Origin of the sequence: Tautonia marina (assembly GCF_009177065.1) — a bacterium.
GTDB classification, from domain to species: domain Bacteria; phylum Planctomycetota; class Planctomycetia; order Isosphaerales; family Isosphaeraceae; genus Tautonia; species Tautonia marina.
On the sequence record NZ_WEZF01000004.1, the window covers coordinates 49587 to 70790 of the forward strand.

The following is a 21204-nucleotide window of genomic DNA, read 5'->3' on the forward strand; positions in this document are numbered from 1 at the left end:
AGTTCCGCCAAGCCGGCGCAATGGCCCCGCGCGGTCCTTTGATTCTGCAATGGTTTTTCGGTCCCGGCTGGGCGGCTGCTGAATGGGCCAATCGAGGGGAAGCCGAGTTCGGCTGTCGTAATCGGCTCATCCTGAACAACCGGAGCGACCGATACCCAGAACCGAGATACGACCAAGGAGTCGGGGGGTCGGTCCGTCGGGACCACTCTCGGATTTCAAGTCGAGGGGGCTTCCGGGTCTGGCGAAGGGCTGGACCGTGAGGCTCGCCGGGCCTTACAGAGCGCGGAGGATCAGGATCGTGAACACGTCCAAGACGCGGAGGACGACCGGAGGCTGGAGCGCTCGGCTCGCGATGGTCATCGCGGCGTTGGCGGCCTCGACGGGTTGCACTCGGGAATTCTTCCGCAACTGGGCGGATCAGGATGTGACCGAGGCGGTGTTCGAGAAAAGCCGCGATCCGAGATTTCGGATCGATTTGTTCACGAAAACCCCACCGGCCATGTCACGGTTCGCCGACCCTTATGATCCGGATCGTCCCCCTGCTCCGCCCGATGACTTTGCGGCGCAAGAGCTTTCGCCACAGCCCCAGAAGCCCACGCACCGACTGATTAGCCCCGCCGAGGGAACCGGTTACCTGGACTTACTGGAGCAGTGGCGCCGCGAGGAAGGCCCAAGACGCCTCGTCGATATGACCATCGACACGGGGCCGACGGTCCGAGAGGAGGCCCCTCCGCCGCCCGAATCTCCCTCTCCGTTCCCACTTGATCCGAATGCGGGGCCGAGCGACCCCAGAATGTCGCCTATTCCAGGAGGAGAGTCGGAGGACGCCGCTCCTCCTGACCCGCGACGCCCATCCATCGAATCCACTCCGCTGCCCGACGACCTTTCTATCGAATCAACGCCGTTACCGGACGACCTTTCCCTTCAGCCCAGGCGGGATGACGCTGTGCAGGCCGTAGCCTTGCAGATTCCTGATCCGCTTCAACCCGGCGGGGACATCGACCCTCGGGATCCGTTCGGCCAGGGGCTGACTCCGGAAGAAGCGTCGGGAATCGTTGACGTCCCCCCCGATACCGGCCGCGACCTGATCGACATTCTCAAGCCCGAGGCGATCGTCTTTGACGAGGCCGCTGCCTACGGCTACGGCAAGGACGTTGAACCCTACATTGTCGACGGCCGCAAAATTTTGACCCTGGCCCTTCAGAACAGTCGCGCCTATCAATTTCAGCTGGAGAATCTTTACCTTCAGGGCCTGGCCGTGACGCTCCAGCGGTTCCAGTTCATGCCTCAGTTCGCGGCGGGGATGTCTCCCGGAGGCCCGAGCTTCGGCGGATTCGCCGGCCCGAACCCTGGCAACTCGTATCTCTACCGCACGCAAGAAACCGGCACGCCGGCGTCGTTGATGAACATCGGTACGCTGGCCGGAGTCGGCAAGCTCTTGTCGTTCGGCACGTCGGTGACGGGGAACTTTGCCAATCAGACGGTGATCAATTTCGGGGGTCCGAATGCGGTCTCGACGACCTCGCAATCGTTCCTTCCCCTGAACCTGGTGATCCGATTCCTGCGAGGCGGTGGTCGGGCCTTCGTGCTGGAGCCCTTGACGCAGGCCGAGCGAAACCTGCTCTACGCGATTCGAGACTTCGGGCGCTTCCGCCAGGAGTTCTTCGTCAGCGTGCTGGCCGGCGGTGGTCTCTCGGGTGGCGGCGGCGGCGACCCCCTGACGGGTTACCTCTCGGTTCTCGGTGTGCTGCAGGCGGTCGAGAACAATACGAAGAACGTCGCGGCCTACGAACGGGTGCTCGAGGTCTTCCAGGAGCTGTCCCGAGGTGCCGCCTCGACGGTCGCCCCGCTTGACCTTGTGAACGTCGAGATCGACTTGCAGAGCCAGCGGCTGAGCCTCTTGCAGTCGAGCGTGACCTACCGGAACCAACTCGACAACTTCAAGCAACAGCTTGGTTTGCCGCCGGACCTGCCGCTCTTGCCTGACAGCAACTTGCTGGAAGGCTTCCGAGAGGTCTTCGACGAGATCGACAGTCTGGAAACCAAGCCCAGGCCCGTGCTCGAAGAACTGGTGCAGAAGCTGCCACCGCTGGAAGACGTGGTCATTGACGGCCGTCCGGTCATCGCCCTGTACCGACAGGCCGCCGAGGTCGCCCGCCAGCGACGCCCGATTCAGCAGCGGGTTGCGGATCGTCAGCTCGCCCGATCGACGGCCGAGCAGAAGCGAACGCTCCTACTCGACGCCATGCGGCAGGGACTGCTCGGTCCGGAGCAAGAGGAGGAATTGCGACGCGATCTTGAAGCGACCGAACGGGAAATTGCCTTGCTGAATCCGGCGCTTGACGTCGAAGACCGCGAGGAGATCAATCGCCTCATCGCTCAGGAGCGGGAAATCTTCGTGCTGGCCAACGAGCGGCTGGAAGATTTGCTGCGATCGGCACAACGCGTTGCCCTGGAAAACCGACTCGACTTGATGAATGCCCGGGCACAGCTTTATGATGCATGGCGACAACTGGCCGTGACGGCCAATCAGTTGCTCGGTGTCTTCAACACGACACTGTCCAACCAGTTCCTCACCCCGCCAACCACGAACAACCCGTTTGGCTTCGATCAGCAGAGCAAGCAGTTCTCGCTGACCCTGCAAGCCGAACTGCCCTTGATTCGCGTTGCCGAACGGAATCAGTTCGTCACTGCTCAAATTGCCTACCAACGAGCCCGCCGAGGTCTGATGCAGATTGAGGACTCCTTGAAGAACTCACTCCGCCAGACCATCCGCAATCTGCAGCTCCAGTATCAGCAATACGAAATTAGCAAGACGCAATATGTTGTCGCTCTTGTTACGCTGGACCAGTCGTTCCAGCGGTTCCTGGAGCCGCCTCGTAGCGGGGGTGGTTCTTCTGCCGGTAGCCAGCTCGTGCTGACCTTGCTTCGAGGACTGAACAGCGTGAACTCGGCCCAGAACGGCTTGATCCAACGCTGGGTCCAGTTCCAGACGACTCGCCTGAATCTTTATCGCGATCTCGGCATCATGCCCTACGAGGAGTGGGAGGCATTCTATGAACTTTTCCCTTCAGCAAGCCCCTCAGCCGCCGGCCTCGGGGTCGGAACACGATCTGCCCCCGCTCCAGAACTCGAACCAGCCGCCGTCTTCGGCCAGCCGGGTGCCGGCGCCGAAGAAGCGGGGGTCGGGTTCTAAGCTCGGCCGTCGCCTGGCGGTGCTGACCATGGCCGCGGCGGTGGTCGGCACCGGAGGGTACTTCGCTCTCACGTCCACGGACGAGGTCGGCGGCTCGACACTGTCGACCTTGCCCGGCCTCTCGAAGTGGCTTGCCCCGGCGGCGCCGTCGGTCCTGACCTACGAGGCGAAAAAAGGCCCGCTGATCGTGACCGTCCGGGAACGGGGCAACCTGGAAAGTACCAACAACCTGGAAGCCAAGAGCGAGGTGGAAGGGCAGACGACGATCATCATGATCCTGCCCGAAGGCACTCGGGTCGTGAAGGATCAGCTCGTCTGCGAGCTCGACTCGGCCGCCCTGAAAGACAATCTGGCGAACCAGCAGATTGCGACCGAGCGAGCCGACGCCGACTATCAGAACGCGATCAAGACGCGCGAAGTCGCTGAGATTAATGTTCGCGAGTACATCGAGGGCGTCTTCCCGCAGGAAGAAAAGACGATCATGGGCGAGATCAAGCTCGCCCAGTCCGAGTTGGAACGCTCGAAAGACCGGCTCAACTGGTCGGAAGACATGCTGAAGCTCGGCTACATCAGCCAGGCCCAGAACCTCAGCGACAAGTACGACCTGCAGCGGGCCGAGTTCAATCTGGACCAGGCCGAGAAGCGTCTCGAAGTGCTCAAGCAGTACACCTACGAGAAACAGATCAAGTCGCTCGAAGGGGACGTGGAGAAGGCTCGGGCCGATGAGCTGGCCAAGCAATCGACGTTCGAACTGGAGAAGGAAAAGGAAGAGCGCCTTCGCCGGATGATCGAGAAGTGCAAGATTTACGCTCCCGGCAACGGCATCGTCGTCTACCACCAGGAAGAAGGGCGATGGGGCAGCCAGGATGGCCCCTCGATCATGGAAGGGGCCACCGTCCGCGAGCGGCAGACCATCTTCAAGCTGCCCGACATCGACAACATGCAGGTCAACACCAAGGTCCATGAGTCGATGATCGACAAGGTCAAGCCGGGCATGAGCTCCCGGATTCGAGTCGACGCGTTCCCGAACAACGAGCTGGTGGGCTCGGTCATGGAGGTCAAGCCGCTGCCCGACCCGACCAGCTTCTTCAGCTCCGACGTGAAGGTGTACACCACCCTCGTCAAGATTGAAAACGCCAACGAGGGACTTCGCCCCGGGATGACCGCCGAGGTGACGATTCTGATCGCCCGGCTCGAAGACGTTCTAAGCGTCCCCGTCCAGGCGATCATCGAATACGGCGGCGAACATCACGTCTGGGTCTACCAGGGGGACGGCAAGTGGGACAACCGGGTGGTGAAGGTCGGCATGACCAACACCAAGTATGTCGAGGTCACCGAAGGGCTTGAGGAAGGCGAACGCGTCGCGCTCAATCCTCGGGCGATCATGACCGAAGCCGAGAACCGTGAGGCCTTCGGCGCCGGTGGCGAACGCAAGGGCTCCGAAGAACTCGGCAACTGGAGCGATGATGAGGCCGCCAAGGCCAAGGCCGCAGGCGAGCAGCCTTCGGCCCGCGAAGCGGCCAAGGCCGAGGGTGGCCCCGGCGGCGAGGGGGCTCGGCCGAACCCGGCCATGTTCCAGAAGTTCCAGAACATCAGCCCCGAAGATCGCCAGAAACTCCGCGATGCCTCCGACGAGGAACGCAAGGCCATCATGAAGAAGGCCGGCTTCACCGATGCCGAGATCCAGCAAATGGATCAGATGCGGCAGAGCATGGGAGCCGGTGGAGGTGGTGGCTTCGGCGCGGGCGGCCCCGGGGGTGGACGTCCTGGTGGGGGTGGCCCCGGGGGTCCTGGTGGTGGAGGTCCTCGACCGTGACCCAGATGCAAAACTTCCCGCTCATGGGGGATCAGCTGGACTCTTCCGGAGTCCAGCCGATCGTCCGGCTCAGGGACATTCGCAAGCAGTATGTCATGGGGAAGGCCTCCAGTCGTCAGGAGGCCATCGTCGTGCACGCCCTCCGCGGCGTCTCGGTCGACTTCTACCCGGGCGAGTACGTGGCCATCATGGGGGCGTCGGGCTCGGGCAAGAGTACGATGCTCAACCTGCTCGGTTGCCTCGACCGTCCGACCAGCGGCCAGTACCTGCTCGGCAACCAGGATGTCGCCAACCTCAGTGACGACGATCTCTCGGAAGTCCGGAGCCGGTTTATCGGCTTCATCTTCCAGGCGTATAATTTGATTCAGCAGTACACGGTTCACGAGAATATTCAGTTGCCACTGACGTACCAGGGTTCGGGGAAGCTCACTGAGGAAGATGAGGAGCGAACCCTGGAACTGGCCGAGATGGTGGGGCTGGGGACTCGAATGGACCACCGGCCGAATCAACTCTCCGGCGGTCAGCAGCAGCGCGTGGCGATTGCCCGTTCGCTGATCAACGATCCGTATATCATCCTGGCAGACGAGGCAACCGGGAACCTCGACAGCGCGACCAGCGACGAGATCATGGCGATGCTCGAACGGCTCAATCAGGCCGGCAAGACCATCATCATGGTCACTCACGAAGACGACATCGCCGAGCATGCCCGGCGCGTCATCCGGATGAGGGATGGTCAGATCATTTCCGACGCCCCGAGCGATCGGATGAAAGACGCGCCACCAGAGGTCGTCGGCCTCGGACTCGGCACCGGTTTGCCGGGTTCGCAACTCGCCCCTGTCTGATCGATCCCCCCGAGCTGAGAGAACCGACCGATGGGACGCGTTTGGCGAAGCGTGAATCTGGGGGTCAAAAGCCTCCTCCTGCACAAACTCCGATCGTCGTTGACGATTCTGGGCGTCGTCTTCGGCGTGGCCGCCGTCATCATGATGCTGGCCGTCGGTGAAGGGGCCGCGCGTGACGCCCAGGAGCAAATCGCACAGCTTGGTGCGACGAATATCATCTATCGATCGGTCAAGCCGAGCCAGGACGCCCAGAGCCAGAAGTCGGGGGGGCGTCCGTCTCGCGTCTTGAATTACGGCCTGAAATATGAAGATTTCGACCGGATCCTTGCCACGGTGCCCACGATCACCAAGGCCTTGCCGATCCGGGAAATCAAGCGCGAGGTGCGTCGGTCGAATCAATCGATGGAGGCACGGGTGGTCGGCACGACACACGACTACCAGGAGTTCAATCGCCTCCAAATCGAGCGAGGCCGCTTCCTGCTGCCTTCGGATAATGAGCACTACGAGAATTACTGCGTGCTCGCCGCCGAGACGGCTCGGACCTTGTTTCCGTTTGAGAACCCGCTGCGTCAGTCGATCAAGATCGGGAGCGATTATTACACGGTCGTGGGGGTCACCAAGCCCCGAGGTTCGACGGCGGCGATCGGCGGGAGCATGGCGGCCCAGGAGTACGACAAGGACGTCTACATTCCGCTGAACACCTGCCGGGCCCGGTTCGGTGAGCGCATTCTCTCCAGCCGAGCCGGTTCTCAGGAAGCCGAGGAGACGCAGCTCTCTCAGATCACCCTCCAGGTCAAGGAGATCGACGAGGTCCCGATGACCGCTCCGGTGATCGAGGCCGCGGTTCAGCCGTTCCACGAGGAGAAGAAGGACGTCGATATGGTCGTCCCTTACGAACTCCTGGAACAGGCCAAGCGTCAGGCGGCGATCTTCAGTCTCGTCTTGGGGTCGATCGCGGCCATCTCCTTGATCGTCGGTGGCATTGGCATCATGAACATCATGCTGGCGACGGTGACCGAACGGACCCGAGAGATCGGCATCCGCCGCGCTCTGGGGGCCAAGCGTCGGGATATTACCCAGCAGTTTTTGATCGAGACGGTGGTACTTTCGGGCATTGGTGGGCTGATTGGGGTCGCCATCGGCGTCTTCGTGCCTCCCTTGATCACGCAGTTCTCGGAGATCAAGGCGGTGGTCACGCCCAGCTCGGTCATGCTCTCGTTCGGGGTCTCGGTGCTCGTCGGCATCGTTGCCGGGCTGTACCCGGCCAACCGAGCGGCCAAGATGGATCCGATCGAGGCCCTTCGGCATGAGTAATGGGGCCGGAGCCTGCTCATGCCCCAAAGACTGCTTGGCCTTGCGTTGGGAAGGGCCAAGGACTAGTCTTATTTGAGGATTGATTCGCCCTGAGCCGCGCCCCGGATGATTCGTCCGGGCGCGGTCTTTTGCATTACGTTGCCTCTTGAGCCCCTGAGCCGTCGCTCATTGGGCTCGTTTTTTTACGGCGGCAGAGGCCGCTCCGATTCGACTTTCGTTGACGGTCCCTCCTGCTTGACGGGATCGCATCGCACCAGGAGATTCGCGGCATGTCCACGGACCGCATCCCCATCTCGAAAGAAGGGTACGAGAAGAAGAAGGCCGAGCTCGATCATCTCAAGAACGTTGAGATGTCTAAAATTACCGAGCAGGTGGCCGAGGCCCGGGCCTTTGGGGACCTGTCCGAGAACGCCGAGTATCACGCGGCCCGTGAGAAGCAAGGTGAACTTCAGGCCAAGATCGCCCTGCTTGAAGACCAGCTCGGACGCGCTTACATCGTCGATCGAAGCAATTTGCCGACTGATCGTGTCGTGTTCGGTTCGAAGGTCAAGGTGATCGACCTGGACCTGGACGATGAGGAAGAATTCACGCTGGTCGGTCCCGGCGACGAAGATTACGACCGCAACCGGATTCTGACCAGCAGCCCCATCGGCGAAGGGCTGATCGGCAAAAAAGTGGGCGAGGTCGCCGAGATTCAGGTCCCCCAGGGGATGATCAAGTTCAGGGTCGTCGAGATTGCCATCGCCGAAGACTGATCGGTACTCGGCGATCGCAGACCGCTTCCACACTTATTCCATCGCTCACTCTTCCGGCAGGATGATTCCCGACATTCGCCAGTGTTCCGGAGTGGGGGCCTCGAAATGCATTGGGGTCCGGAGGATGGGATGGTGGATTGTCAGCGATCGGGCATGCAGGGCAATCCCGATCGGAAACGGTCGGTCTGAGCCGTAGGTGCTATCCCCAAGGATCGTGAGGCCCCGGGCCCTGGCCTGCACACGCAACTGGTGCGTCCGGCCAGTTCGGGGCCAGAGAAGGAGTCGGCAACAGCCCTCGGGGAGACTTCCCGAGCGATCGGCCCGATAGCGGGTCAAGGCGTGTCGGGCCCGAGGGGTTTCGGGATGGCAGACCTGGACGATCGGCCCGAGTCCGGTGTCTTCCTCGCAAAGCCAGTCATCCCAGAGCCCTTCCTCGGGGGTTGGATGGCCAGGAACAATGGCCCAGTAGTGCTTCTCGACGTCTCGACGGGCGAACTGCTCGTGGAGCCGTCGGGCAGCCTTGGGGGTCTTACCCCAGATCATGACCCCAGAAACCGGCCGATCGAGCCGGTGGATTGCGGCCAGGTAGACGCGATCGGGATGACTCGGGTCGAGGTAGCGTCGAAGAAGTCCTTCGAGGCTCGACCCTTCGCGGGGCCTTCCTTGCGTCAAGAGTCCTGACGGCTTGATCACCGCGAGGCAGTGGACATCTTCATAGAGGATCGTCAAACGTGGATCGAGCGGCTCGGTCATGAGAGGAGGATTGCAAAACGCCAGAGGGGTGGCCTCGCCGTCGGGCGGAAGGCATCACCCCCCGGAAGGTGGTTGCAGGCGAATCACGAACCACCCTCAAGAAGATGAGGGGGGCCGAGGAGTTGGTGGCGAAGCTCAAGGCATGTTAGGGAGATCATCCGGAATGGGCGGGGCGCTGTTCAAGCCGTCGAGGCCGGGGAACTGATCCGGGGTGGGGAGTGCCGGCGCCTCGGGAGATTCAATGGGAGGCATGCCGATCGAGGTGGCCGCTCCCGAGTTCATCCCAGGAAACGTAGTGGTCGCTCCTCCCGAAGTGTACGAGTCGGCCACGTAAGAAGGCGGCGACGACGGCGAGGCAAACGTCCCTCCGGCGTAGGCCGGGGCGGTCCCGCCCGGGACCTGCGGAACGCCGTAACCGGCCTGGGGATCGTAGGTCGGCGTTGCCGAGGTGCCATAGGAATTGCCGATCGCTCCCGTCACGCCGGAGGTCTGAGTCGTGGCGGGGTCGAACGATCGAGGAGTGCCGAGACTGGCGCCAGCATAGGGATCCATTGCTGACGGGGCGCTCGACAACGGTGAAGCACCGGAGTACGGAACGGCTTCAGGGATTGCCTGAGCGCCGTCGGTATAGTGGGCCGGGGGAGGAACGTTCAAGTTCCGATCTCGGCAACCAGAGGCGGCCATCATCAGAGCCAGACCGCTTGCGGCGATCAGGCAACGCTTCAACAAGAGCCGATCCATCGGCAGGTCCCTCCCTTCCTGAAAGGTACCGGGCATCAAGGGCCCCTTGCAATGGGCAACAGGGACCGAAGGAGTCCGGTACGACCGGGCCGGGTGGGGTCAATCGAGAGGGTGGGCTCTGGTCGAGCGTCGAGACGGGCCCGGAGGCGTGGCTCAGAAACAGATTCGCCCCGACGGGTCCGATCCGTGGGGCGCCGGGATCATACCGGATTGCGATCCGTGGTCAACCCGACTGGTTCCGGAACGAACTCACCCCTTCTTCGACATGGTCGAGGAAGGGGCGGAGTACGAAACGACGGTGGACCGTTGCTCGGAAGCTCAACCCCGAGCGGCCTTGTAGCGTTTCTCGACCTCGGCCCAGTTCACCGTGTTCCACCAGGCGCCGATGTAGTCGGGCCGACGGTTCTGATACTTCAGATAGTAGGCGTGTTCCCAGACGTCGCAGCCCAGGATGGGGATGCCGGAGCCGTCCATCAAGGGGCTGTCCTGGTTCGGCGTCGAGATCACGGCCAGTCGGCCGTGGTTGGACTTGTCCACGATGAGCCAGGCCCAGCCGGAGCCGAAGCGAGTGGCCCCGGCCTTCGAGAACGTCTCTTTGAAGGCATCGAAGCTGCCGAAGGCGTCGTTGATCGCCTGGGCGAGTTCTCCCGAGGGGGTTCCACCACCACCCGGCCCCATGATCGTCCAGAACAGAGAGTGATTGGCGTGGCCACCCCCATTGTTTCGGACGGCCGTGCGGATCGACTCGGGAAGGGCGTCGAGGTTTGCGATCAGCTCCTCGATCGGCTTGCCCTGGTGCTCAGGATGATCCTTCAAGGCAGTGTTCAGATTGGTGACATAAGCGTTGTGATGCTTGCCGTGATGGATCTCCATCGTTTGAGCATCGATGTGCGGCTCCAGCGCATTGGACGGATAGGGAAGCGGGGGCAAAGAATACTCGGCCATCACTGAATTCTCCTCAAGGTGCGAAGCACGTCGAGTTGCGAACACGCGGGCTGCCTGAATCCGATCCGACTGGAGTCGAGGCCCACGCAACCGACCCGGTGAGTGTTCAGTTTCTGTGCCGGGCCGCCTCGATCGCTCGCTAGAATACCATAGGCAAAGCGCGTGCTCAAACCATCGACATCGGGGCAATCACGATCCCTGCAATCGCAGTCATCCGGTCGATCGCAACCAGGAGAGTCCCTCGCTCGGTCACGCTGGGTGGTTTTGGAGATGGTCACACGCCGATGTTCTCCCGAAGTTCGCTCGGACGCTTGACCTTCGGTGACGTCCCGGGTATGACTCAAAGGGTGATTTTCCGTTTCTGTTCTTCTTCACGCAATCATTCAAGTCGACCTTCAGATCCCGGCATTCGTCGGAATCGTGACGTGTCCTTCCACCGATCGTCCGGTCCCGTTCTTCAGGGAGAGACCCGCATGTCGACGGTCGTTCGGCAGTCGTCCGAGGTACCCGCGCCGAGGAAGCGTTCAGACCTACGGCGTTCCAGAGCGATTCGCCTCGCCTTGGTGGCTTTGCTGCTCTGCTCGCTGGCGGGCTCGGGAGTCCTCGCCTGGTTTGCGATGGACCAGAAGCTCCCGTGGTTCGCGTCCGATGCCGAAGAGATTCAGTTCGAGAGCGTGATCGTTGATCGCGGCCCGATCCGATCTTACCTCATCGAAAGTGGAGAGCTGGAAAGCGCCAACAACACCACCATCTACTGCGAGGTCGAAGCCGTGCTCGGCACGGTTGGCGGACCGTCCGGAGGCTCCGGCTCATTCGGAGGGGGCCGTGGCGGAGGGGGAGGCGGCGGTGGTGGTGGCTCGTCCTCGGCCGGTGGATCGACCAGCCTGGGAGGTGGCGCCGGAGGTCTGGGAGGAGGCGCCGGCGGTGCTCTGGGAGGGACGGGCAGCGGGACAGGAGCGGGAGGAGCAGTCGGGGGAGCCAGCGGCGCCGGCGGCGCGGCGGGAGGAGGCGGAAGGTCTGGCGGGGGAGGCCTCGGAGGCGGGGGCGGCGGTGGCTCCGCGGTCTCGGCGCTGGCCGACCGACCCAACATCCGGAGCTTTTCGTACCGGGTTACTCCTCACATGCCCTTGCGAATGGATTCGGGCTCGTTCGGTCAATCGTCGAACCGCTCCTCGACCATGTCTTCCAACTCGTCGGATCGGGGCAATAATGATTTCGAGGAACGAGCCGGTTCCACTCGCATTATCTGGCTGATTGATGAAGGGACCCGCGTTGAACCCGGTGAACTCGTCTGCGAGCTGGATAGCGCTCCGTTTGTGGACGAGCTGGCAACCCAGCGCATTCGGCACGCTCAGGCCCTCTCCTGGGTCAAGCAAGCCGAAACGATTTTCCAGGTGGCCGAGATCGAATTGCGCGAGTATCGAGACGGAATCTATCTGCAGGATATCCGACTCGTGGATCAGTACCTGGAGAATTGCCGGACCAAGGAACAGGAGGCCCGCTCGACTTACGAGTGGTCGCAAGACCTCTTTCGGCAGGGGCTCCGTTCCGAATCGCAGCTTCTGGGCGATCGTCTGGTGTTCGAACAGTGGCAAATCGAGTACGAAAACGCCCTGGAAATGCGGCGTCGCCTGACCGAGTACACTGGTAAGCGCATTCTCAAGAGCCTGGAGGCGAAGGTGGAAGCCGTTCGCTCCGACCTGCTGAGTCAGCGGGCCGCATTCCAGGTGGAGGACGAGCGACTCAAACGACTGGAACAGGCCATCGCCAATTGTCGGCTCTATGCCCCTTCCGAAGGGGTGGTCGTTTACGCTCGCAGCACCAACACCTGGGGACGCGTCGAGGATCAGATCGCCGAAGGGGTCACCGTTCGAGAGAACCAGGCGGTGATTCAGCTTCCCGATCCCGAAAACATGCAAGTCCAGGTCAAGATCAACGAGTCGAAGTATCGGTACATTCAGGAAGGGATGACCGCGACCATTCGGATCGACGCTTTCCCTGATCGGCCCCTTCTGGGAACGATTCGAGAGATCAAGCCCATTCCGGCGCCGGCGAACTTTGTTTCTGACGTCAAGCTTTATTCGGCCACCGTCCGCATCGGCAGTGGTTTTGAAGGGATTCGCCCCGGACTCAGCGCCGAGGTGGCCTTCCATCTCGGTGATCGGACGGAGGTGACCCGAATCCCGGTCGGAGCGATTCGCTGGTTCGACGAGCAACCCTATGCGGCGGTGACGGGGCGTCGCGGCAACGTTTCCTGGAAGCGGCTTGATCTCGGTTTGCGGAACCCAAGTTATGCCGAGGTGCTCAGCGGCCTCTCAGAAGGGGATCGCATTGTGGCTGATCCGTTGCTCCTGCCTGCCCCGGTTCTCGACACCCAGCAGCCGAACGATCAACTGGCTCGGGTCGAGAATCGGGGCCTGTCTGCATCATCGGGCCGATGATGACTCGGGATACGGTTGACCGAGAACGTGCTCGGGATGAGATTCTCGATACGCACGGGCTCGGTCAACTCGGGTCAGGGCCTCAGGGAGGAACGCGAGCGCCTGATCAATCTTGTCGTCCGGCTCTGCGCAGCTGAACCGGAGGAAGCCGGCTCCGGCCGGACCGAAGCACTCTCCTCCCAGACAGGCCACGCCGAAGGCGTCGTCGGCCCCTTCGAGCAAGAACATTGCCAGACCGTGCGAGGTGAGGCCGAGCCGGTTGCAGACGGCTCGAACATCGGGGAAGACATAGAAGGTGCCCGCGGGCCGCTCGACGCTGATTCCCTCAATCGTCGCCAGCCCGTCAGAGAGGCGCTCAACCTTGCGACGGAAGCGGTCCATGTAATCGTTTCGCGTGTCGAGGTCTTCCTCCAGGGCCGCCAGAGCCCCGAGTTGCACGAAGGGAGGGCTGCAGGAGGCTGACGTGTTGATCAGCTTGCCCATTGCCTGCACGATCTCGGGGTGGGCCACCGCAAAACCAAGCCGCCAGCCGCTCATGCTGTACGACTTGCTCATGGTGTAGGCCGCGACGACATGCTCCATCATGCCGGGTCGGGCAAGCAACGACTCATGCCGCCCTTCCCAGACCATGTGGCAGTACGGCTCATCGGACAGAACCACGAGGTTGGTTCCTCGGATAAGCTCGGCGATCGCGTCGAGGTCTTCTCCCGTTGCCACGCCACCGGTCGGGTTGTGGGGGGAGTTCAAGAAGATGGCGCGGGGACGAGCATCGGACTTGAGGAACTCGGCCACCTGTTCCGGTCTCGGGCGAAACCGGTCTTCCGCGCGGAGCGGCACGAGGACCGGCCGAGCCCCGACGCGCTGAAGGTTGGGAATGTAGGTCGGAAACTGAGGCCCGAAGATCAAAACCCCATCGTCGGGTTCAAGAAGGGCCTCGGCAAAATAGGTTTCGAACGGCTTGGCTCCAGAGGCCACAATCACATGGTCGAGATCGGCCTCGATCCCGAACTCTCGACCCACGAAGCTTGCCGCGGCGCGGCGGAACTCCGGTAGTCCAAGGCTCGGGCAGTAACCGGTCCGGTCCTCCTGGATGGCCTGGATTCCGGCAGCCTTCGCGTGAGGAGTGCTCGGAAAGGGGCTGTCGCCGATCTCCAGCTCGATGACTTCCTTGCCGGCGGCCTTGAGTGATCGGGCGACGGCCAGGACGCTAAACGCGGTCTCGGTCGTCAGGTTTTGAGCCAGAGAGCTGAGGCGAGGCATGTCAGAATCTTCCGGGGGTCGGGGCGGACAGGAGAGATCGATTCGAGGGCGCCTGCCTGCGCAGGGCAGCGGCCTCGCCCGGTCGTCTTGAACCGGAGCGAGGCCGCCTGTGATTTTCGGTCGATCGAGTCAGTGAGGCAAGGCCCCTGCCCGCTCAGCGTGGCTTGCTTGCGATCACTTCGAGGCGATGGCCTGGGCCAATGGCTGAACGATCCGAGGGATCACCCGTTGCTGAACCAGCTCCTCACCGATCTGGCACTGGCGCTGGAACGAGTCAACGAAGCTGCGCTCGGGGCCAGTTCCCCAGTACTGCCGAATGGTAAAGTAAAGACTGATCTGGTCTTCGGGATACTCGCCGGTGCGAATCTGATAGGCGTTGGTCCTCGTCTCCACACTCAACCGGCACTGAAGGCGGCACGATTCCTCCAGGGCGAGAGTGATCGAGGGTTCGTAATGAATCACCCGGCCGCCAGCGATGTCGACGAGCCCCTCCGGCCCCCATCCCATGCCGAGGGCCTCGGCCACGACTTCATCGTGGTTTCCCTCGTAGGTCAGGTCGAAGCCGAACATGACGTCGAGCGCCTCGCAGTCGAGCACGCTGATCGTCAACAGGTGAGGCGCCAGGTCGAGCACCATCTCGTGCTGACGATAGGCATCCTCGGGGGTCGGTGGGTTGACGAAGCCGGAGCAAAGCCGACGCTGCTCGATCGCTACCCAGCGATAGCTCCCCCGATCCTTGTCACCTTCAAGGACCAGGTCGCCGTTGTCTCTCGTATAGAAGTTTTGAAGCTCCGGGAAGCCCTTCTTCATCTGCTCAAAGAAGTGCAGCACCGTGTCCCGAGCGGTCGGGAGCTCCATTTCCGTGTTCAGATTGACGTTGATATAGAAGTCGTCTGCGTTGGATTGCAACCGATTCATGGTCGTCTGGTCCTGCCGCGTAGGGGAGCCCGGTGGACCTCCCCGGCGGGGACGGCCGGGGATCGGGCGTGAAGTCGCCGTCCGTGCTCAAACCGAACCATTATAGCGAGTCACTCTCACCGTGTAACGAAAAGGGAGCATCCCGTTCGCGGCTCAGCCTCCTGATTGCGATCCGATTCGGCCTGGATTTCGACGTTGAGTTTTCGTAACTCAATTCAAGAGATTGGGTTGCGAGATATTCTTCGATGGACGCGTCTTGAAGGAAATTCACGCCACATTGCGCAGCCATGCATGCCTGCCTTGGTCGAATTCCTTGCAACAACGTGTCTCAACCCTCGGGGAGACGTTCCGACCGCACCCATCGATCCGCGAGGGGAGCGGCAGTCGATGGGTTCAGACACGGGTCCGTTCGGCCTCGGGGTGGCGGAGGCGAATTGGGGCAATTTCGTCGGCGGGGGCATTGGGATGAACAAAGAGTCGGAGGCGACAGGAGTTGGCCTGTGAGTCTGGGGCAAATCGAAAGAGGTCACCGCCTCGACTTGAAGGGAACTCCGCAAGGATCACACCATCGTCAGCCGAGAGGGGAACCGTGCGAGGGTGGCCGACCAGAACCAGGGGTGGAATCGGGGAGCCCGGAGGATCGGTCTGAACCGAAAGAGTCCACGATCGGCTGGCCAGGCGGGGACGACGAAGCGAGTAGGAGAGGCTGATTTCCGGCACGGGGCCGGGGACGACGGTCCGGGCGGTTGGTTCCAGACCCGGCGAGACGAGGTGCTGACCATCGACGTCGGAAACGCTGTAGACCGTGATGTGGTAGGGAGCAAGGTCTCCCGAAGGCAAGTCGATCGATGCGTATCCACTCCGGCTGTATTCCAGTTCGGAGACCCAGACGCGCAGGGCATCCGGGTCGTCGGGGCCCACGGGGGCGCTTCCCGGCTTGCAGGCGATCAGGGTCTGATTGCTTGACGGGCTCCAACGCCATCGAAGGTGGACACGTCCCGATCCCCCAATCCGAACGGCTCGCAAATCGCTTGGGTCGGGAAGGTGCGCGTAGGCGATTGGCTGGCCAACGGTGCAGGTTCCTGCCCAGGAGGTCAGCGGAACGTAATAGCAAAGGCCCGATGACGGGGGCTTCAGGTCGATTGCATGGTCAGGTCCGGCGATCGGCAAGCGATGGCCTTCCAGGGTCTCGGCGGTTGAGGTCGTCAGGCGTTGCCCTTCATGCAAGGCAGGAGGACGGTCGGTTCGGAGGATGCGGACCTGGCCACGCTCGGGAGGAACCCAGGAAACGCGAACCCCTTCTCCCTCCGGAAGCGGTTCGAGTCGAAGCGCCTCAACGGCCGCGACGGGAGGATGAGGCATCGCCGCGAGGTGGACCCCTCTGGAAAGCCTTGGCGTGCCCTCGGGAGTTCGGTACACGGCATGGATGGCGTAGTGATAAACCGTGTCATCTTTGAGGTTTCGGTCGCAGGCTCCTTCAGGGAGGGTCTCGATCGGAGTCCCGTCGTTCGGACCGGTCGGAGGGCTACCGATTTTCCGGACGACTCGGACCTCACTGGCACCGGCGGGAAGTCGCCAGGCAAGATCGACCTCACCGCTTCGAACCTCGACACGAACGTCGAGCACATCGGCCAGAATCAGGACAGGGCCAACTCCACTCGGGAGCATCGAGTCGATCCCATCCCGATAAGAGAAGACCGCGTAACCGACAATTTGACCTGGGCTCGCATTGAGGTCCCTGCAATGAGTCGCACGGGTTTCGGTGATGAGGGAGCCGTCGTCGGAGGAGTGGGGAATTCCTCGAGCCTTCCGAACCACGCGGAAGGACACGGGCCCCTGGCCGTCGGGGGGCGGCGGCGACCATCGAAGGATGACTGCGTCCTGTTCAACTTCGGCCCGAAGATCGATCGGCGGGTCAGGGGGACAGCGGAGGAGCGCCTCGGCGGCCTCCTGGAGATCGGCCGACGTTTGCAAGGCTCGTTGGAGGAGCTGTCGGGCTTGATTCGGATCGGTCCCGATCAACGAAACACCTCGAGCCGTGAGTGATCGCGCCTCGCGGAGCCCTCGGTTTACCTCCGCAAACGAGGAGCGGACGTCGGGATCGGTCGGATCGACCAGGCCGGCCCATTTCCGCAGGGCGATCTGAGCGGCAACCAGATGCCGTCGGGCCAGTTCTTGCTCGAAGGCCGACCGTGTCTGCTCGATCTGAGCGAGTCGTTCCTTGACCTTCTCGACCGCCTTCCGGGTGCCGGGATGATCGGGGGCGAATTCCTGAATTCGGTGCAGGTGAGCGAGGGCCGAGGCGTAGTCGCGAGCCTTGTGAGCGCGTTGAGCGGCTTCGAAGTGCTGAAGCATCGGCTCGCGGAGTTCCAGGCGGAAGCCGCAGGAGCATCGCGGTTCGTCGACCCAGTGATCGCGGTGGCAGATGGGGCATTCCCAACGAAGCGAATCGCCGCAGTGACGACACGCCCGGCTGTTCCGGCCGGAGTCGGAAAGCTCGGTGACTCCCCGGCACGATCGGCAACGAAGTAGCCGCATTGGACCGGACGGCGATTGATCCCCCGGCGGAGGTTGATCGGTGACGATCCCGAGCTCTCGACAATTCTTGCGAATCAAGCGGAGGGCTCGATCGGGAACGATTCCCAGACTGGCGGCCTCGTCGAGCAAGGCCGATCGGGTTCCTGGGGCCAATCGAGCTTCCCCGTCGAGGCTGAATCGAATCGCCAGGCGAAAGCGATCCTCCGACTCGCGTTCCAAGGTACGGTCGTAGCGTGCTCTGGCCTCAGGGGTACCGAGGTGCGACTGGGCATACGCGATGACTTCAAGCCAGGCGGTCATCTCGGCCGAAACTCGAGATTTCTGCCGCCAGCGTTGGCGTTCTTCATCGGCCCGATGGAGGATTTCCGACTGGGGAGCGTCGCGCTGCAAGCCGAGCGCGTCGTAGAGGTCGAGGCGTCCGAGGTGGTCCAGGGTCCGGCGGATCTGCCCTCGGGTGGCGGAGTCGATGACATCTCCGGGGGGATCGTCCGGTTCGATCGGCTCAGGAGGGGTTTCGGGTAACGGGGGGATGGGCTCCAGGAGTCGGGACAGGGCATCGCCGGGGACGCCGAGTCGTTGGGACTCGGCCTTCAAGCGGTCACGGTCGGAAACCGTGAGCCCTCCCTTGGCGGATCGAAGCCGGATGAGTCGTTGCAACTCGTCGAGCTTGCGATCAAGCTGTTGCCGCCGTTGGGCGGCAAGCTCGGCATCGTAACCCGCTCGTGTGGTCAGGTCGCCGAGCAAGGCGGCGCGGATGGCAGGAATCTGATCAAGGTAGGATTGAAACGTATGGCGATGTTTCGGATTCCTCGCGCCGGCCGACCATTTCGGCTGACAGCGCGCGAGCGCCTCCTCGATCGCGGAGCGATCGGCGTCGGGACTGATGCCGAGCATCTCATAATAGTCGGGGACCATGGGCGATCCGAAAGACGCACACGTCACGAGACCCGGCGGACGATGACGGGTCGAGGCGACAGGCCGTCAGGACCTCGGAACGGAGCGCAATGCTCCGAAGCAGGGACCGAGTCCGAAGCATTGTTGCGCCCAGGCGATTCTCTGTCCAGTCGATGGAGATTTCTGTCCGATTTCCAAAATCCTGCTCTACTGTACTTACAGAGAGGTCCCACCCACTGGGATCAAAGAGGAGTCGAACGATGGACGCTACACGATCGAGGCGCAAGCGAGACCCGGCGCGACGAGCCTGGTATGCTCGCTATCGCCAGTGGCGATTCGCCCGTCACTACGGGTTTCTCGCCACGATCAGCAAACCCGTGCCGAACGAGATGCTCGATCGGTCACAACTCGGGGGTGGCTCCGTGTCCTGAGGTCTGCCGCGAATCCCCTCGTCTCGGTCAGGTCGTCTCCAGGGCGACCCGGAGGATCTCGACGACGACGATCCCCAGGGCCGCGATGCCGAGTGCCCCCAGAACGACGCCACGAGTTGCCCGCGAACCCGGTCGATGCCGACGCTCACTGAGGCTGAGAAAAAAACCGAGCGCCGAGACGATCGCCGCGGCGAAGACTCCGAGTCCGGAAAGCACGAGCGAGAGCAGCAACTGGATGGCTGTCTCCTGTCGAAACGGCGCTCCCGGAACGCCCGGTGCGGGCTTCAACAGCACATAAAGCGCGATCGTGACAACCCAGAGCGCGAGTCCAAGCAGTGAGAGGCTTGGACCCAGGCGGCTCGACCGCTCAGGGACTCCAGGGCCGGACTGGTCAGAGGGCAGGCTCATGGGCAAGGATCACCTCGGAACGAAACGCCGATCAGGGTGAATCGGGGCAAGGGTTGTCCACAACCGCGTGCGACGGAAACAGAGCGTTGGATCACCCTCGCCATTATTCGCCCGGCTTCCTTCGAAATCATTTCGACTCGGGCGCTTCGCCGGACAGTTTGCGGTAGAACGCGCCGAGTTGCTCGACTTTCGCCCAGTCGCGTTGCAGGCCACTCCAGGCGAAGACCATGACGCCGGTCGAAGGGGATCGGGTACCGTGGTCGAGGACCTCGACAACGTCTTCCGGAGAAACCGACTCTCCCCAGTCGGAGAGCTGGACGATCGGCCAGATCACCAGGCGGGCGTCGGGGTCGCCGGAGATCCCCAGGTACTCACCCAGCCAGGCGGTTTGCCGAGAAATCCAGGCGAGATCGTCGGCGTGGCCGAATCGAGCGTGGTAGGGCATCGGGCTGAGTACGTCGAACAGTGGAGCCTGAGCCTTCAGGTCGATGGCGAGTTTGTTTCGGAGCGCGTTGGTGTAATCCGAGTCGGACCAGGGGCAATGGAAGGTGCCGAGAAGGGCGTCGGGACGGGTTTCGTCTCGGATGGATCGGAATTCCCGGACCCAGTCGGTAAAGACGTCGCATCGCCACTGGACCCAGGGTTCTGACATCGGGCCGAGGAGAATGGCCGAACGCTCGGCGGTCGGTGCTTCGGGAAGTTCGAGGCCCGTGTCACGCTGAAACTGGTCGAGGCAACGGTCGCAGAAGCAGGTGTCGGGCAAGAGTGGCGTGTCGCGCTCCCAGCTCGCGTGAGCGTGGTGGTAATCGAGCCAGATGCCGTCGATCTCGAACTCACGGAGGACCCGGCGGAACTCGACCATGCGATTCGCTCGGTAGTCGGGGTGGGTGGGACAGACCCCTTGCCAGCCCTCGGGAGGCGGGCTCGGTCGCCCATCGGGGCCGATCGGCGCCGCGTCGGGATGATCGTTGACGAACGACGCGACGTGCATGGTGTTGAACTCGGCGAAGACCCGCACCCCTTGCTCGCGCATGGCGACGATGTCCTCGGCCCGAAGACCTCCGGAGCCGACCCAGATGGCGTTGATGCCGTAATCGGCCAGCGTTTCGCCCCGATCCAGGATCTGCCGAGGGACACCGCCATAGATGCCCCGAACCGTGACCGATCGTTCCGAAGGCGGTTTCGGCTCGTCGGCTCCCAGGCACGCGAGGGCTGCGAGGCAGGGCAGAATCACTTGGGCGGTGGCGCGTTTCATCAGGGCAAATCCTCCATCAGTGTCGTTTCGGACGGGCTGATCGTATCGTCTGGCGAGGTCCGGAGGAAGTAAATCAAGGCGATCAGGTCGTAAACTCCGTGAGCAACGATCGGAACCAGCAGATTCCCGGTCATCACGAACAGGAGCCCAAGATAGGCCCCGATCAGGGTGGCGACGATCGCATACGTTGGGGTCAACGCGTGCAGCAGTCCAAAGACGATTGAGGCGATGGCCAGCGCCGGCCAGAATCCAAGCCAATCACGCAAAACCTCCTGCATCACCCCTCGAAAGAGGGTTTCCTCACCCAATCCCGCGGCCCCGGCAATGAGAGCGAGCTCCCACCACGGGCGACCTCGAAGGGGAGGGAGCAGGAACTGTTCGAGCAACCCGCGAATGCGTTTCATCGGCCGGAACGCGTCACGGTCGCAGATCAGGAGGAGCAGGATCATCGGCAGGGTCGCTGCAATCCCGATGAGAACGCCCGAGATATTCCCCTCCAGGGCGTTCCAGGGATCGATTCCGAGGGGCAATCCAATCCCGAACGCCAGGACCGCGAGCCCCAACTCGACGATGATTGCAACTCGAACGAACGGTGTCATGGCTGCCGACTGACCGAAACTTAAATTCATCGGGCGCTCCCCCGGTTTGGAACGCTCATGAAGGCGTATCTGATCGAGCCCGAACTCGGATCTCAAGT

Annotated in this window: 16 protein-coding genes; 7 read left to right on the top strand and 9 right to left on the bottom strand. The window is 62.4% G+C overall.

The genetic code is table 11. The features are described 5' to 3' along the window. The first annotated feature begins 298 nt into the window (after positions 1-298). The 5 genes from GA615_RS28035 to greA all read left to right on the top strand — a co-directional run bounded on the left by GA615_RS28035 (position 299) and on the right by greA (position 7923). On the top strand, positions 299-3196 hold the full coding sequence (locus GA615_RS28035) for a TolC family protein (RefSeq protein WP_152050432.1): 2898 nt from the start codon (positions 299-301) through the stop codon (positions 3194-3196). A 28-nt stretch (positions 3197-3224) separates the two neighbouring features. Then, positions 3225-5012 carry an efflux RND transporter periplasmic adaptor subunit gene (locus GA615_RS06295; RefSeq protein WP_390622219.1) on the top strand — a complete coding sequence of 596 codons (1788 nt, stop codon included), beginning with the start codon at positions 3225-3227 and terminating at the stop codon, positions 5010-5012. Between the two features lie 23 nt (positions 5013-5035). Continuing rightward, complete coding sequence (locus GA615_RS06300) at positions 5036-5854, top strand: ABC transporter ATP-binding protein (protein ID WP_152050644.1); 819 nt, start codon at positions 5036-5038, stop codon at positions 5852-5854. Positions 5855-5884: 30 nt separating this feature from the next. Further along, positions 5885-7168: an ABC transporter permease gene (locus tag GA615_RS06305; RefSeq protein ID WP_152050434.1), complete on the top strand. Its 1284-nt coding sequence runs from the start codon at positions 5885-5887 to the stop codon at positions 7166-7168. A gap of 269 nt (positions 7169-7437) precedes the next feature. Next, positions 7438-7923 carry a transcription elongation factor GreA gene (gene greA / locus GA615_RS06310; RefSeq protein ID WP_152050435.1) on the top strand — a complete coding sequence of 162 codons (486 nt, stop codon included), beginning with the start codon at positions 7438-7440 and terminating at the stop codon, positions 7921-7923. A gap of 45 nt (positions 7924-7968) precedes the next feature. Here the strand turns inward: greA and GA615_RS06315 are convergent, their stop codons facing one another. The 3 genes from GA615_RS06315 to GA615_RS06325 form a co-directional block, all read right to left on the bottom strand. Further along, positions 7969-8676: an RluA family pseudouridine synthase gene (locus GA615_RS06315; protein ID WP_152050436.1), complete on the bottom strand. Its 708-nt coding sequence runs from the start codon at positions 8674-8676 to the stop codon at positions 7969-7971. Between the two features lie 135 nt (positions 8677-8811). After that, entirely contained in the window at positions 8812-9453 is a 642-nt protein-coding gene (locus GA615_RS06320; protein WP_152050437.1) for a hypothetical protein, read from the bottom strand. Positions 9454-9735: 282 nt separating this feature from the next. Continuing rightward, the gene (locus GA615_RS06325) at positions 9736-10362 is read right to left on the bottom strand and encodes a superoxide dismutase (RefSeq protein ID WP_152050438.1); all 627 of its coding nucleotides are present in this window, start codon (positions 10360-10362) and stop codon (positions 9736-9738) included. A 473-nt stretch (positions 10363-10835) separates the two neighbouring features. Here GA615_RS06325 and GA615_RS06335 point away from each other — a divergent pair, with 473 nt between their 5' ends. Then, positions 10836-12803: an efflux RND transporter periplasmic adaptor subunit gene (locus GA615_RS06335; protein WP_235905149.1), complete on the top strand. Its 1968-nt coding sequence runs from the start codon at positions 10836-10838 to the stop codon at positions 12801-12803. On the opposite strand, the gene GA615_RS06340 is transcribed toward GA615_RS06335, so the two are convergent. The 3 genes from GA615_RS06340 to GA615_RS06350 form a co-directional block, all read right to left on the bottom strand. After that, entirely contained in the window at positions 12789-14063 is a 1275-nt protein-coding gene (locus GA615_RS06340) for a pyridoxal phosphate-dependent aminotransferase (protein WP_152050440.1), read from the bottom strand. The two genes, GA615_RS06335 and GA615_RS06340, sit on opposite strands and share 15 nt — an antisense overlap. A 174-nt stretch (positions 14064-14237) precedes the next feature. After that, positions 14238-14981: a hypothetical protein gene (locus GA615_RS06345; RefSeq protein ID WP_152050441.1), complete on the bottom strand. Its 744-nt coding sequence runs from the start codon at positions 14979-14981 to the stop codon at positions 14238-14240. 393 nt (positions 14982-15374) lie between these two features. Continuing rightward, entirely contained in the window at positions 15375-18434 is a 3060-nt protein-coding gene (locus tag GA615_RS06350; RefSeq protein WP_152050442.1) for a hypothetical protein, read from the bottom strand. 239 nt (positions 18435-18673) lie between these two features. On the opposite strand from GA615_RS06350, the gene GA615_RS27380 reads away from it, so the two are divergent. Continuing rightward, positions 18674-18844 (top strand): hypothetical protein, encoded by a 171-nt coding sequence (locus GA615_RS27380; protein ID WP_161602201.1) that lies wholly within the window; start codon positions 18674-18676, stop codon positions 18842-18844. A gap of 27 nt (positions 18845-18871) precedes the next feature. On the opposite strand, the gene GA615_RS06355 is transcribed toward GA615_RS27380, so the two are convergent. The 3 genes from GA615_RS06355 to GA615_RS06365 form a co-directional block, all read right to left on the bottom strand. After that, positions 18872-19252 carry a hypothetical protein gene (locus GA615_RS06355; RefSeq protein ID WP_152050443.1) on the bottom strand — a complete coding sequence of 127 codons (381 nt, stop codon included), beginning with the start codon at positions 19250-19252 and terminating at the stop codon, positions 18872-18874. Positions 19253-19379: 127 nt separating this feature from the next. Beyond that, complete coding sequence (locus tag GA615_RS06360) at positions 19380-20507, bottom strand: hypothetical protein (protein WP_152050444.1); 1128 nt, start codon at positions 20505-20507, stop codon at positions 19380-19382. After that, positions 20507-21136, bottom strand: a complete 630-nt coding sequence (locus tag GA615_RS06365) for a CPBP family intramembrane glutamic endopeptidase (protein ID WP_152050445.1) — start codon at positions 21134-21136, stop codon at positions 20507-20509. The genes GA615_RS06360 and GA615_RS06365 overlap by 1 nt, the downstream gene beginning before the upstream one ends. Positions 21137-21204: the final 68 nt, after the last annotated feature.

Bases quoted from the DNA above. Each gene is read 5' to 3' on its own strand.
- GA615_RS06295 (WP_390622219.1), top strand. From the start codon at position 3,225: ATGGCCGCGGCGGTGGTCGGCACCGGAGGGTACTTCGCTCTCACGTCC.
- GA615_RS06300 (WP_152050644.1), top strand. From the start codon at position 5,036: ATGGGGGATCAGCTGGACTCTTCCGGAGTCCAGCCGATCGTCCGGCTC.
- GA615_RS06305 (WP_152050434.1), top strand. From the start codon at position 5,885: ATGGGACGCGTTTGGCGAAGCGTGAATCTGGGGGTCAAAAGCCTCCTC.
- greA (WP_152050435.1), top strand. From the start codon at position 7,438: ATGTCCACGGACCGCATCCCCATCTCGAAAGAAGGGTACGAGAAGAAG.
- GA615_RS06315 (WP_152050436.1), bottom strand. From the start codon at position 8,676: ATGACCGAGCCGCTCGATCCACGTTTGACGATCCTCTATGAAGATGTC.
- GA615_RS06320 (WP_152050437.1), bottom strand. From the start codon at position 9,453: ATGCCCGGTACCTTTCAGGAAGGGAGGGACCTGCCGATGGATCGGCTC.
- GA615_RS06325 (WP_152050438.1), bottom strand. From the start codon at position 10,362: ATGGCCGAGTATTCTTTGCCCCCGCTTCCCTATCCGTCCAATGCGCTG.
- GA615_RS06335 (WP_235905149.1), top strand. From the start codon at position 10,836: ATGTCGACGGTCGTTCGGCAGTCGTCCGAGGTACCCGCGCCGAGGAAG.
- GA615_RS06340 (WP_152050440.1), bottom strand. From the start codon at position 14,063: ATGCCTCGCCTCAGCTCTCTGGCTCAAAACCTGACGACCGAGACCGCG.
- GA615_RS06345 (WP_152050441.1), bottom strand. From the start codon at position 14,981: ATGAATCGGTTGCAATCCAACGCAGACGACTTCTATATCAACGTCAAT.
- GA615_RS06350 (WP_152050442.1), bottom strand. From the start codon at position 18,434: ATGGTCCCCGACTATTATGAGATGCTCGGCATCAGTCCCGACGCCGAT.
- GA615_RS27380 (WP_161602201.1), top strand. From the start codon at position 18,674: ATGGACGCTACACGATCGAGGCGCAAGCGAGACCCGGCGCGACGAGCC.
- GA615_RS06355 (WP_152050443.1), bottom strand. From the start codon at position 19,252: ATGAGCCTGCCCTCTGACCAGTCCGGCCCTGGAGTCCCTGAGCGGTCG.
- GA615_RS06360 (WP_152050444.1), bottom strand. From the start codon at position 20,507: ATGAAACGCGCCACCGCCCAAGTGATTCTGCCCTGCCTCGCAGCCCTC.
- GA615_RS06365 (WP_152050445.1), bottom strand. From the start codon at position 21,136: ATGAATTTAAGTTTCGGTCAGTCGGCAGCCATGACACCGTTCGTTCGA.